At 63.7% G+C, this 11,282-nt stretch carries 14 protein-coding genes, 1 other RNA gene and 1 pseudogene; 11 read left to right on the forward strand and 5 right to left on the reverse strand.

Annotated features, from left to right (window positions below; translation table 11 throughout):
• Positions 1-18: 18 nt before the first annotated feature.
• Both YU3_RS0124860 and ssrA read right to left on the reverse strand, forming a co-directional pair.
• Complete coding sequence (locus tag YU3_RS0124860) at positions 19-579, reverse strand: AAA family ATPase (protein WP_027168768.1); 561 nt, start codon at positions 577-579, stop codon at positions 19-21.
• Between the two features lie 102 nt (positions 580-681).
• Positions 682-1,042: a transfer-messenger RNA gene (gene ssrA, locus YU3_RS39680) on the reverse strand.
• Positions 1,043-1,212: 170 nt separating this feature from the next.
• Between ssrA and YU3_RS0124865 the strand changes: the two genes are divergently transcribed.
• Positions 1,213-1,524 (forward strand): DUF2853 family protein, encoded by a 312-nt coding sequence (locus YU3_RS0124865; protein WP_027168769.1) that lies wholly within the window; start codon positions 1,213-1,215, stop codon positions 1,522-1,524.
• 133 nt (positions 1,525-1,657) lie between these two features.
• The gene (locus tag YU3_RS0124870) at positions 1,658-2,452 is read left to right on the forward strand and encodes a thymidylate synthase (RefSeq protein ID WP_027168770.1); all 795 of its coding nucleotides are present in this window, start codon (positions 1,658-1,660) and stop codon (positions 2,450-2,452) included.
• A 46-nt stretch (positions 2,453-2,498) separates the two neighbouring features.
• On the opposite strand, the gene YU3_RS0124875 is transcribed toward YU3_RS0124870, so the two are convergent.
• Positions 2,499-2,708 (reverse strand): molybdopterin-binding protein, encoded by a 210-nt coding sequence (locus YU3_RS0124875; protein ID WP_027168771.1) that lies wholly within the window; start codon positions 2,706-2,708, stop codon positions 2,499-2,501.
• Between the two features lie 166 nt (positions 2,709-2,874).
• Here YU3_RS0124875 and modA point away from each other — a divergent pair, with 166 nt between their 5' ends.
• The 4 genes from modA (at position 2,875) to YU3_RS0124895 (ending at position 5,935) form a co-directional block, all read left to right on the forward strand.
• Positions 2,875-3,669, forward strand: a complete 795-nt coding sequence (gene modA, locus YU3_RS0124880) for a molybdate ABC transporter substrate-binding protein (RefSeq protein WP_156913591.1) — start codon at positions 2,875-2,877, stop codon at positions 3,667-3,669.
• Positions 3,670-3,691: 22 nt separating this feature from the next.
• Positions 3,692-4,396 carry a molybdate ABC transporter permease subunit gene (modB, locus tag YU3_RS0124885; RefSeq protein WP_027168773.1) on the forward strand — a complete coding sequence of 235 codons (705 nt, stop codon included), beginning with the start codon at positions 3,692-3,694 and terminating at the stop codon, positions 4,394-4,396.
• Positions 4,393-5,505, forward strand: a complete 1,113-nt coding sequence (gene modC, locus YU3_RS0124890; RefSeq protein ID WP_027168774.1) for a molybdenum ABC transporter ATP-binding protein — start codon at positions 4,393-4,395, stop codon at positions 5,503-5,505. The genes modB and modC overlap by 4 nt, the downstream gene beginning before the upstream one ends.
• Positions 5,506-5,593: 88 nt before the next feature.
• Positions 5,594-5,935, forward strand: a complete 342-nt coding sequence (locus YU3_RS0124895) for a winged helix-turn-helix domain-containing protein (RefSeq protein WP_027168775.1) — start codon at positions 5,594-5,596, stop codon at positions 5,933-5,935.
• A gap of 100 nt (positions 5,936-6,035) precedes the next feature.
• Here YU3_RS0124895 and cobF read toward each other — a convergent pair whose 3' ends face one another.
• The gene (gene cobF / locus YU3_RS0124900) at positions 6,036-6,800 is read right to left on the reverse strand and encodes a precorrin-6A synthase (deacetylating) (protein ID WP_027168776.1); all 765 of its coding nucleotides are present in this window, start codon (positions 6,798-6,800) and stop codon (positions 6,036-6,038) included.
• 139 nt (positions 6,801-6,939) lie between these two features.
• Here cobF and YU3_RS0124905 point away from each other — a divergent pair, with 139 nt between their 5' ends.
• The 5 genes from YU3_RS0124905 (at position 6,940) to YU3_RS0124925 (ending at position 10,972) form a co-directional block, all read left to right on the forward strand.
• On the forward strand, positions 6,940-7,956 hold the full coding sequence (locus tag YU3_RS0124905; RefSeq protein WP_027168777.1) for a DUF4424 domain-containing protein: 1,017 nt from the start codon (positions 6,940-6,942) through the stop codon (positions 7,954-7,956).
• Positions 7,956-8,474: a dihydrofolate reductase gene (locus YU3_RS0124910; RefSeq protein WP_027168778.1), complete on the forward strand. Its 519-nt coding sequence runs from the start codon at positions 7,956-7,958 to the stop codon at positions 8,472-8,474. The genes YU3_RS0124905 and YU3_RS0124910 overlap by 1 nt, the downstream gene beginning before the upstream one ends.
• Before the next feature lie 247 nt (positions 8,475-8,721).
• Positions 8,722-9,819, forward strand: a complete 1,098-nt coding sequence (gene hflK, locus YU3_RS0124915; protein WP_027168779.1) for an FtsH protease activity modulator HflK — start codon at positions 8,722-8,724, stop codon at positions 9,817-9,819.
• Entirely contained in the window at positions 9,819-10,781 is a 963-nt protein-coding gene (locus YU3_RS0124920) for a protease modulator HflC (RefSeq protein ID WP_027168780.1), read from the forward strand. Before hflK ends, YU3_RS0124920 begins: the two co-directional genes overlap by 1 nt.
• Before the next feature lie 5 nt (positions 10,782-10,786).
• The gene (locus YU3_RS0124925) at positions 10,787-10,972 is read left to right on the forward strand and encodes a DUF2065 domain-containing protein (protein WP_027168781.1); all 186 of its coding nucleotides are present in this window, start codon (positions 10,787-10,789) and stop codon (positions 10,970-10,972) included.
• Between the two features lie 51 nt (positions 10,973-11,023).
• Here YU3_RS0124925 and YU3_RS41360 read toward each other — a convergent pair.
• Positions 11,024-11,282 (reverse strand): annotated as a pseudogene (locus tag YU3_RS41360) (hypothetical protein); the annotation flags it as partial.

The raw sequence follows: 11,282 nt of genomic DNA on the forward strand, positions 1-11,282 counted from the left end.
GGGCTTGCCCGGCCTTTTTCATGTCCGTCGCAAGCCTGCCTGATCGATGACGAAGCGCACCCGCTCCTCGACCGAAGCCAGAGGCAAGGGCACCAATTCGTAATCGAGCTCCGCATAGACTCCGGTCACCGAACGAAACGTGCGCTCGACTTCGTCGAGCGTCTGCTTGCGCTCTTCGTCCTGGGTGAAAATCTCCGGCCATGGCGGCGCGACGAAGACGCGGCGCGCGTAGCGAAACTTCCGCGCCGCGCTTGTGACGTGATCCGGCACCAACAAGCCGCAGAGCCTGAGATAGCCGATCGTGTCGGGAGCGCCGCGGTCGAAGAAGATCGGGCCGGGCGGTTCGGCACGCGCGGCGTGCCAGGAGCGAAGCTCCCACGACAACATCAGCTCGGCAAAGAGCGCGCGATCCTGCCAGGGAAGGGCAGCGCCGCCGATCGCCACCTGGTCGCGGATGATACCGCGTCCGGCTTCGGGCGCGGTCGCGCAGCCTTCGGCCCGCAGCGCCTCGATCAAGGTGGTCTTGCCTGAGCCGGGGCCGCCGGTCAGCACGAAGAATCGGTCGGAATCGTTTTGCATCGCCTGTCCATAGGTGATGAACGGCAAGGCTGTCCCCGCGCCTCGAGCGCGGACAAGCCTTGGTTGTTCGGTTGGTCTGGGAAGAAGCAAAGGAGGGGGAGAAGTGGAGGTTTCTGTTGCCAGGTACCTCCGAACCCCGCCTAGAAGTGCGAACCCCTAGGGCTTGATTTGAAGCGTTCGCGCCGCATTAAGCAGCGAGACGTGCTTCCGCATAGTTGTCGTTGGCAACTATAAGTTTAGCCCGATAACGGTGGTACAATGCCGGGCAAAAGTACGATCTTTACACCTTCGTCGATCCTATTTCGCCCCCAGCAAAAGCCGCTCCGTCAGCCAGAGCGGTTTTTGGTGGAGGCGCCGGGTACCGCCCCCGGGTCCGAACGGCTTATTTCATCGCCTGTTTATCACCATAGTCGGTCAAGCCGACGAAGCGAATATAGGGAGCGACAACGGAAAAAGAAAGGCCAAACCGGTGCTTATCCGGTTATGCCAAACTGTGCAGCCAAGGGTTGACTTGCGCTCTTACTCAATCAAAGCTCGCGCCTGCGATGAGGAGTCTCTGACCTAGCGCATAAGTTGCGCAGCGCGCCACAACCCTCATCGACAGGATCCGTGGCGCCGACGAGGGGAAGTTTGATGGCCGACTATCTTGCGGATGTGAAGAAATACGATGCCGGCGCCAGCGCCGACGTGGTCGATAAGATCGTCAAGCATCTGGGCATTGCGCTCAGGAACCGCGATTCCTCGCTGGTGTCCTGCACCGACCCGAAGGAACTCGATCGCGTGCGGGAGAACTGGATCGGCAAGAAGCTCGGCGTCGCCGATGCCGCAAAGGCCAACGCCTCGATCGAGAAGACCTGCAAGGCTATGCAGGCGGACAACACCAAGAGCCGCGTGACCTTCTACTATCTGGTTGCCAAGGACCTCGGCAAACTCGGCTCACTCTGAGGCACAGCCACCCCGCGGCCGGCACGAGACCGTGCCGGCACCGCGGGCCTTTGGTGCGATCCACATCCTTTGCGGTGTTCGACCGGTCGTCAGTCGGGTATGATTGTGCTTTAGCCGAATCGAGGCAAAGCCGATGCGCCAATATCTCGACCTCCTGAACCATGTGCTGGAGAACGGCGCCGACCGCGGCGACCGTACCGGGACCGGCACGCGTTCGGTGTTCGGCTACCAGATGCGCTTCGACCTTTCGCGCGGCTTTCCGGTCACTACCACCAAGAAGCTCCACCTGAAGTCGATCATCCACGAGCTTCTGTGGTTCCTGGCCGGCGACACCAACATCAAATATCTCAACGACCACGGCGTCACCATCTGGGACGAATGGGCCGACGAGAACGGCGATCTCGGGCCGGTCTATGGCAAGCAATGGCGCTCATGGCCGGACGGGCATGGCGGTGGGATCGATCAGATTGCGAATCTTTTGAAGGAGATACGCAAGAATCCTAACTCGCGCCGGCTGATCGTCTCCGCCTGGAATCCGGCCGAAGTCGAAGCAATGGCCTTGCCGCCCTGCCACTGCCTGTTCCAGTTCTATGTCTCGGAAGGCCGGCTCTCGTGCCAGCTCTACCAGCGCTCGGCCGACATCTTCCTCGGCGTGCCGTTCAACATCGCTTCCTATGCCTTGCTGACGTTAATGGTGGCGCAGGTCACCGGGTTGAAGCCCGGCGACTTCGTCCACACGCTCGGCGACGCGCATCTCTATTCGAACCATTTCGAGCAGGCGCGCGAGCAGATGCGGCGCACGCCCAAGGCCTTACCGACGATGTGGATCAATCCCGAGGTGAAGGATCTTTTCGCCTTCCGCTTCGAGGATTTCCGCCTCGAAAACTATTTCGCCGATGCCAGCATCAAGGCGCCCATCGCCGTTTGATGCCAAGGTGCTTCCGGCGGCGCTTGCACGGTCAAACGCCGTTCTGTCAGTCGATGCCGACCATGACGTCCGAGGCCTTGATAACCGCATAGGCCTGCTTGCCTTTTTCGAGCGCGAGGTCGGCGACCGCCTCGTTGGTGATAGACGCGGTGACGATGACACCGCCGCCGATGTCGATCCTGACATGCGAGGTGGTGGCTCCCTTGACGATCTCGGTGACCTTGCCCTTGAGGATGTTGCGGGCGCTGATCTTCATGCGTCTCTCCTTGAGCTTCGCCGTGCCGTTTCGCATTCATCGCAGGCTGAGACCCTACCGGCGCACAATGCCATGACGGGCGAAAAGCCTTCCCTTGTTATGTTCATCCGGATATATCGATCCAAGGCTTTTGGCCGTACGGATTTGAAACCAGGGAGAGACCTTCGTGATGGGCAAGGGTTTTGGATTGAAGGCGGTCGCCGTTGGCGGTCTGACGGCAATGCTGATGGCCGCGGTGCCGGCGGCCCATGCCGACGGCAAGGTGACCGTATTTGCCGCGGCCAGCCTCAAGGACGCGCTCGACGCGGTCAACAAGGCATGCGAGCCGGAAATCGGCGAGGCCGCGACCATTTCCTACGCTGCGAGTTCGGCGCTGGCCAAGCAGATCGAAGGCGGCGCGCCGGCCGATATTTTCGTCTCGGCCGATCTCGACTGGATGAAGTATCTCTCCGACAAGAAGCTGACCAAGCCGGATACCGAGGTGAAGCTGCTCGGCAACCAGATCGTGCTGGTGGCGCCGAGGGATTCCACGGTCGAGGCCAAGATCGAGAAAGGCTTCGACCTCGCCAAGCTCATCGGCGACGGCAAGCTTGCCATGGGTGACTTCAAGGCCGTGCCGGCCGGCAAATACGGCAAGGCGGCGCTGGAATCGCTGGGTGTCTGGTCGTCGGTCGAGGGCAAGGTCGCGCAGGCCGAGAACGTGCGTGCGGCACTTAAGCTGGTGTCGACGGGCGAAGCCCCGCTTGGCATTGTTTACGCCACCGACGCGCATGCCGAGAAGGGCGTCAAGGTCGTCGGCACCTTCCCGGAAGATTCGCACCCGCCGATCATCTACCCGATTGCCCAGACCGCGGATTCGAAGGACAAGGATACGACTGCCTTCCTGAAATGCGTCGAGTCGGCCAAAGCCGCCGCCCTCTTCAAGGAGCAGGGTTTTACGGTGCTCGCGCCGAGCAACTGAGAAAGACCGCGCAAACACAATCATGAACTGGCTGCTGGACCTCACTCCCGACGAATGGAATGCGGTCCGGCTGTCGATCAAGGTGGCGACGGTGGCGATGATCGCCAGCCTGCCGCCCGGTATCCTGCTGGCGCTGCTGCTCGCGCGAGGGCGTTTCTGGGGCAAGACCCTGCTCAACGGGCTGGTGCATCTGCCGCTGATCCTGCCGCCGGTGGTGACCGGCTACCTGCTCCTGCTCACCTTCGGCCGGCGTGGGCCGGCCGGCGCCTTCCTTGCCGAGCATTTCGGCATCGTCTTTTCGTTCCGCTGGACGGGTGCTGCGCTCGCCTGCGGCGTGATGGGCTTTCCGCTGATGGTGCGGGCGATCCGGCTGTCGATCGAGGCGGTCGATCGCAAGATGGAGGCGGCGGCCGGCACGCTGGGCGCCAATCCGCTCTGGGTGTTCGCCACCATCACGCTGCCGCTGATCCTGCCCGGCCTGATCGCCGGCGCGATCCTTTCCTTCGCCAAGGCGATGGGCGAGTTCGGCGCCACCATCACCTTCGTCTCCAACATCCCCAACGAAACGCAGACGCTGCCCTCGGCGATCTACACGTTCACGCAGGTGCCTGGCGGCGACGAAGGCGCGCTCAGGCTGACGCTGATCTCGATCGCCATCTCGATGGTCGCGCTCATCGCCTCGGAAGTGCTGGCGCGGCGCGTCGGCCGGCGGATGGACATCGAATGACGCTCTCCGTCGATATCCGCCATCGGCTCGGCGACTTCGCCTTGGAGGCAAGCTTCGAGAGCGCCGGCCGGCTGACGGCGCTGTTCGGGCCGTCGGGCTCGGGCAAGTCGACGCTGATAAACCTGATCGCCGGCCTGGTCCGTCCGGACGAGGGCCGCGTCGCCGTCGATGGGCGCGTGCTGGTCGACACCGCCGCGCGTATCTTCGTGCCGATGCACAAGCGGCGGATCGGCATGGTGTTCCAGGATGCGCGGCTGTTCCCGCATATGAGCGTCGCCAGCAATCTGCGCTACGGCCGCTGGTTCACGCCGTCTTCCGAGCGCTACGCCAAAATGGATGCGGTGATCGACCTGCTCGGCATCGGCCACCTGCTCGACCGGCGGCCGGCAAGACTGTCGGGCGGCGAAAAGCAGCGCGTCGCCATCGGCCGCGCGCTGCTTGCCAGCCCGAAACTGCTTCTGATGGACGAGCCGCTCGCCTCGCTCGACGAGGCGCGCAAGGCCGAGATCCTGCCCTATGTCGAACGGCTGCGCGACGAGACGAAAATCCCGATCGTCTATGTCAGCCATACCGTCGCCGAGGTGGCGCGGCTGGCGAGCGACGTGGTGGTGCTTGCGCAGGGCAAGGTCGCGGCCGCAGGCCCGACCGAGGCGATCATGCGGCGGCTGGACCTTTTGCCGGCGGAAGAGCGCGGCGAGGGCGGAGCGGTGCTCGACACCAAGGTTCTGCGCCACGACGAGACGTTCGGCATGACGGTGCTTGCCTCGCAGGCCGGCGAGATCCGCGTGCCGAGACTGGCGAGGGCGGCCGGCGCTCCGGTGCGCATCCGCATCCGCGCCCGCGACGTGATGATCGGCGTCGAGAAGCCCGCCGGTCTCAGCGCGCTCAATATCTTGCCGGGGACGATCGTCAGCATGAGACCGGGCGAGGGGCCCGAGGTCGAAGTCGGCGTCGATTGCCACGGTGCGGTCGTGGTCGCACGCATCACCGAACAATCGCGGCAGGCGCTTGGCCTCAAGCTGGGAAGCCAGGTCTTTGCGGTCATCAAGACCGTGAGTTTCGATCGCGCAAACACCGGCGCCGGGCTGCCGGCCGAAGCCGACGTTTGAGCAGTCGGATCATGTCGCTATGTATATTTGGAATAGCGCTTCCCTCCCATAGGGACTATTGTCGTGCCGTGAAATCCGAGGAGATGAAATGCCGTCGCTCAGCCTGCGGATAAATCTCGATCCCGATGGCCGGATCGGCCCGGGCAAGATCGAGCTTCTGGAGCAGATCGCCGCCTTTGGGTCGATCTCGGCCGCGGCACGCGGCATGGAGATGTCCTACAAGCATGCCTGGGATCTTGTCGAAGACATGAACCGCGTGTTCGGCAAGCCGCTTGTCGCGGCGCAGACCGGCGGCCGGAAAGGCGGCGGCGCGCAACTGACATCGGTGGGTTTGGCGGTCGTCAGCAGGTTCCGGGCCATAGAGCGAGCCGCTTCATCGGCGGCCGCGGTCCATATGCAAGCTTTGCAGTCGGAGATCGATGCCGGGTAGGGCAGTAGGGCAGTAGGGCAGCAGTAGGGCAGTAGGGCACGATCTCCTGGAGTGGTTGCGCACGCGATGTGCGCCCCTATTGCCTTACTGCCCTGCTGCCTTACTCCCCTGGCTTCCTCAGCAGATACGTGTCCATGATCCAGCCCTTCCTTGCCCGGGCTTCTTCGCGGACTTTCTCGATCTCGGCGCCGACATCGCCCAGCCGGCCGGCGATGATGATTTCGTCCGGCGTTCCGAGATAGGCGCCCCACTGGATGAAGATATCCTTGTCGGCCAGCGTGTTGAAGGCGCATTTGCCGTCGAGCATGACCACCGCCGAGCCGGCATTGGCCGGGAGACCTTCCTCCGTCAGCCGTCGGCCGGTGGTGACCAGGATCGAATCGCCGATGCGGTTGAGCGCGGTCGCATGGCTCGCGGCGAGCGCCTGGATCGCGGTGATGCCGGGGATGACCTCGAGCTCGAAACCGACATTGCCTCTGAGGCGAACGCGTTCGAGGATGCGCAGCGCGCTGTCATAGAGTGACGGGTCGCCCCAGATCAGGAAGGCGCCGCAGCCATATTCGGCAAGCTCGTCGCGGATAAGCGTCTCATAAATCTCGGCGATCGCCTCATGCCAGTCGTCGACGGTCACGCGATAGGACGATGTCGGCTCGGTCCGGACCGGCACGTCGAACTCGACCCGGCGCGATTTCGGATTGGTCACGAAGCGGTCGCAGATCTGCCGGCGCAAATCAGCGAGATCGCTCTTCCTGGTTCCCTTGTCGGGGATGAACAGCACGTCGGCGCGGTTCAGGCCGTTGATGGCCTGGACCGTCATGTGATCTGGGTTGCCGGCGCCGATGCCGATGACGAGAAGCTTGCGCATGGCGATCTCCTGCCCGATCGGCGGCGCGGTGTCCAGAAGTCCCGGTGCCGGGTGATGAAGGGCTTTGAAACGCCGACTTGAAACGGCTAGATGGAAGGGCGTACCGGCTGGTCCCGGTATCGCCGTCGAGGAGGGGTCCATGTTACGCACCGTACTGACCGCAGCACTGGCAGTCATGGCCGCGCCGGCCTTCGCCAATGATTCCGTCGCCGAGCTCGGCACCGGCGGTCTGATCCTGTCGCGCAGCGACGCCGTCGCCATGCAAAGCGAGGATCTCTTCATCTCGCCGGAGAAGGTGACGGTCGACTATATCTTCCGCAACAACACCGACAAAGATGTCAGCTCTATCGTCGCGTTCCCAATGCCCGACATCGAGGGCGATCCGAACGAGATGCCGGCGATCCCGGAAGCGCAGAGCGACAATTTCCTGGGCTTCGAGGTGACGATCGATGGCGTCGATGCGAAGCCGCAACTGGAGCAAAAGGCCCTGGCGCTCGGCATCGACATAACTGCGGACCTCAAGGCGCAGAACGTGCCGCTCTATCCGTTCGGCGATGCCGCCAAGGCGGCGCTGGCGAAGTTGCCCAAGGATGTCACCAAGGATTGGGAAGACCGCGGCATCATCATCGAGGATACCGCCGATGACGGCTCGGGCATGCAAACCACCTTTGTGCCGTTCTGGCAATTGCGCTCGACCTATTGGTGGCGCTCGACCTTCCCGGCCAACAAGGAGGTCCACGTTTCGCACCGCTACAAGCCCAGCGTCGGCGGCACGTCCTCGGTCAGCTTCTTTTCCGATGGCCAGTTCCAGAGCCCGCAATACGATACCTACAAGACCCGCTATTGCATGGATCAGGCATTCGAGAACGCGGTGCGCAAGGCGGCCAAGGCGAATCCGGACGGCTATCCGAAATATTACGAGAGCCGCATCGCCTATATCCTGACCACCGGCGGTAACTGGGCGTCCGGAACCATCGGCAACTTCAAGCTGACCATCGACAAGGGCAGCCCCAAGAACCTCGTCTCCTTCTGCGGCGACAATGTCAAAAAGGTCGGGCCAACGACGTTCGAGATGACGGCCAGGGATTTCTATCCCGAGCGCGACATCGACATCCTGCTGCTCGTGCCGTCGGACAATGGCGGGAACGGCGGCTGATGGACATCGCGATCTATGTCGCCATCGCCGAAAACGGCGTGATCGGACGCGAAGGCGGCCTGCCGTGGCGGCTTTCCACGGATCTCAAGCGCTTCAAGGCCGACACGATGGGCAAGCCGATCGTCATGGGCCGCAAGACCTATGAAGGCATCGGCCGGCCGCTGCCCGGCCGGCTCAACATCGTGGTGACGCGCGACAAGGCCTGGCGCGCCGAAGGCATCGAGGTGGCCCACTCGCTGGATGACGCGATCACGCTGGCCAAGGCGCGCGGCCGCTGCATGGCGGGCGCCGAGGAGATCTGCGTGGTCGGTGGCGGCGAGATCTATGCCCAGGCCCTGCCGGTTGCAGACCGGCTGCATGTGACGCATGTGCTGGCCAAGGTCGATGGTGACGCGCATTTCCCGCCGATCGATCCGAACGTCTGGAAGGTAGTCCGCGCGGGGGATTTTCCGGCAGGCGAGAAAGACAGCCACGCGACGCGCTATACCGTCTACGAGCGTCGTCGCGACGGCCATTGACGACGACAAACGGTCGCTACGGGCCCAAATCGGACGGTGGTGGTGGCACATCGCGTTGAAAGCGTGCCAAGGCGTCCCTATAGAAGAACGATGCTGCAGCGACGCGCATCCAACCGGACGCGCAAGAGGCCGCTGTAAAACTTTGATTTTGGCGCATGATTCCTTTCTGAAAACCGATATGGGTTTTCGGGGTCATGCGTTAGGATTGCGCCGCAAGGCCTGAGGGAACCGAAGCGAAAGGACATTCATGCCCTGGAACGATAAAAGCGGCGGCGGCGGCCCATGGGGCGGCGGCGGCAATCAGGGGCCCTGGGGGCAGGGACCGAAAGGGCCAAGCGGCCCGCCGGGCTCGCCTCCCGATCTTGAAGATATCATCCGCCGCGGCCAGGACAGGCTGCGGCGTGCGCTTCCGGGCGGGGGCGGCGCCAGCCCGGCCGTGCTCGGACTGATCGCGCTGGCACTCGTCGTGCTGTGGGCCTTCAAGGCGATCTACACCGTGCAGCCCGACGAGGTTGCCGTCGAGCTGCGCTTCGGCCAGCCGAAAGCCGAGCTTTCGCAGCCCGGCCTGCATTTCCACTGGTGGCCGATCGAAACGGTCGAGACCGCCAAGATCTCCGAGCAGCTCGTCAGCATCGGCGGCGGCACGACCAGCGGCTCCGGGCTGATGCTCTCCGGCGACCAGAACATCGTCAACGTGCAGTTCTCGGTCGCCTACCAGGTCTCCGATCCCAGGGCCTATCTGTTCGACGTCTCCGATCCTGACGGCATGCTGACCCAGGTGGCCGAAAGCGCCATGCGCGAAGTCGTCGGCAGGCGTCCGGCGCAGGATATCTTCCGCGACGACCGCCAGGGCATCGCAACCGGCGTGCGCGAGATCATCCAGGGCACGCTCGACGGCTACAAGACCGGCCTCCAGGTCAACGCGATCTCGATCGAGGACGCCGCGCCGCCGCGTGAGGTCGCCGATGCGTTCGACGAGGTGCAGCGCGCCGAACAGGACGAGGACAAGTTCGTCGAGCAGGCCAACCAGTACTCCAACCAGAAGCTCGGCCAGGCGCGCGGCCAGGCGGCGCAAATCCGCGAAGATGCGGCCGCTTATAAGAACCGTGTCGTACAGGAGGCGGAGGGCGAGGCGCAGCGCTTCATCTCCGTCTACGACGAATACGCCAAGGCACCCGACGTCACGCGCAAGCGTCTCTATCTCGAAACCATGGAGAAGATCCTGAAGGACGCCAACAAGGTCGTCGTCGAGCAAGGCAACGGTCAGGGCGTGCTGCCTTACCTGCCGCTGCCGGCATTGCAGCCGAAAGCGCCGCCGGCGCCGGTGCTGGGAGGTAACCAGTGATGGCCAACCGTCTTCCCATCATCGCCGTCATCGCGGCTGTGCTATTATTCCTGCTTTACTCCTCGATCTTCGTGGTCAGTGCCGGCCAGCAGGCGATCGTGCTGAGATTCGGCGAGATCATCGACGTCAAGAGCGAGCCCGGCGTGTACTTCAAGGCGCCGTTCGCCTTCTTCGACGCCGACAGCGTGCAGATGGTCGAGAAGCGCGTGATGCGCTTCGACCTCGACAACATCCGCGTCCAGGTCTCGGGCGGCAAGTTCTATGAGGTCGACGCCTTCATCGCCTACCGCATCTCGGATCCGCGCACCTTCCGCGCGGCGGTGTCCGGTCAGGTGGAACTGGCCGAAGCCCGGCTGCGGACGCGTCTCGACGCGGCGCTGCGCCGGGTCTACGGCCTGCGCGACTTCGAGGCCGCGCTCTCCGAGGAGCGCGGCGTCATGATGCGCGAGGTGCGCGATCAGCTTCGCCCGGACGCGACGTCGCTCGGCCTCGACATCGAGGATGTGCGCATCCGCCGGACCGATCTGACGGCGGAGGTCTCGCAGCAGACCTTCGACCGCATGAAGGCCGAGCGCCTGGCCGAGGCGGAGCGTCTCAGGGCGCGCGGCAACGAGGCTGCGCAACGCATCAAGGCGCGGGCCGACCGCGAGGTCGTCGAGATCGTCGCCGAGGCGCAGAAGGAATCGGAGATCCTTCGCGGTGAGGGCGAGGCGCAGCGCAGCGCGACCTTCGCGGACGCCTATAAGCGCGATCCGGCGTTCTTCGATTTCTATCGCTCGATGAATGCCTACGGCACGGCGCTGGACAACACCGGAACGACGATGGTGCTCTCGCCCGAGTCCGAGTTCTTCCGCTACTTCCGCGATCCGGGCAGCAAGCCTCAGCCCGGCCAGCCGGCGGCACCGCAACCTGGAACGGGGCAACCGGCGGCGCCGGCCGTGCAACCCAGCACCGCCCAGTAGTGGCGGTGCAGGATTTTGTCGCGGCGATCGGCCTGGTCCTGGTGATCGAGGGCCTGGTCTATGGCGGGTTTCCGGGCCTGGCCCGGAAACTAGCGACGGAAGTGCTGTCGATTCCCGAGAATGCGCTGCGGATCGGGGGGCTTGCGGCAATCGCCGTCGGCGTCGCCATCGTCTGGCTGGTTCGCGGCTGATGAAAATTCCTTAAAGCGCGTCGCGCTGAAACGGATTCCACGGTACACGACTCAGGCGTTTTTTGAGCTGATCATCGATCTTCGGGGTGCTTTTTCGAGCCACGCGTGGGCGGCTGCTTTGGGGCAGTTGACGATCCAGTCTCTGAGTGCGTCGAGACCGATGCGGAACCAGGATTTTTCGCGGCGGCCGTGGCTTTTGCGGGGTATGGCCTTCATGCCCATGGTTTGGGTGGCGCATCGGTAGGCCCATGTGATGGCGAGCATCACGATGACGATGAGGCTTGCGAGCTTCTCGGGATTGGTGATGTGG

Source organism: Mesorhizobium sp. WSM3224 (assembly GCF_000427725.1).
Classification (GTDB): domain Bacteria; phylum Pseudomonadota; class Alphaproteobacteria; order Rhizobiales; family Rhizobiaceae; genus Mesorhizobium.

Bases quoted from the DNA above. Each gene is read 5' to 3' on its own strand.
- YU3_RS0124870 (WP_027168770.1), top strand. From the start codon at position 1,658: ATGCGCCAATATCTCGACCTCCTGAACCATGTGCTGGAGAACGGCGCC.
- YU3_RS0124895 (WP_027168775.1), top strand. From the start codon at position 5,594: ATGCCGTCGCTCAGCCTGCGGATAAATCTCGATCCCGATGGCCGGATC.
- YU3_RS0124865 (WP_027168769.1), top strand. From the start codon at position 1,213: ATGGCCGACTATCTTGCGGATGTGAAGAAATACGATGCCGGCGCCAGC.
- YU3_RS0124860 (WP_027168768.1), bottom strand. From the start codon at position 579: ATGCAAAACGATTCCGACCGATTCTTCGTGCTGACCGGCGGCCCCGGC.
- modC (WP_027168774.1), top strand. From the start codon at position 4,393: ATGACGCTCTCCGTCGATATCCGCCATCGGCTCGGCGACTTCGCCTTG.
- YU3_RS0124875 (WP_027168771.1), bottom strand. From the start codon at position 2,708: ATGAAGATCAGCGCCCGCAACATCCTCAAGGGCAAGGTCACCGAGATC.
- hflK (WP_027168779.1), top strand. From the start codon at position 8,722: ATGCCCTGGAACGATAAAAGCGGCGGCGGCGGCCCATGGGGCGGCGGC.
- cobF (WP_027168776.1), bottom strand. From the start codon at position 6,800: ATGCGCAAGCTTCTCGTCATCGGCATCGGCGCCGGCAACCCAGATCAC.
- YU3_RS0124920 (WP_027168780.1), top strand. From the start codon at position 9,819: ATGGCCAACCGTCTTCCCATCATCGCCGTCATCGCGGCTGTGCTATTA.
- YU3_RS0124905 (WP_027168777.1), top strand. From the start codon at position 6,940: ATGTTACGCACCGTACTGACCGCAGCACTGGCAGTCATGGCCGCGCCG.
- YU3_RS0124910 (WP_027168778.1), top strand. From the start codon at position 7,956: ATGGACATCGCGATCTATGTCGCCATCGCCGAAAACGGCGTGATCGGA.
- modB (WP_027168773.1), top strand. From the start codon at position 3,692: ATGAACTGGCTGCTGGACCTCACTCCCGACGAATGGAATGCGGTCCGG.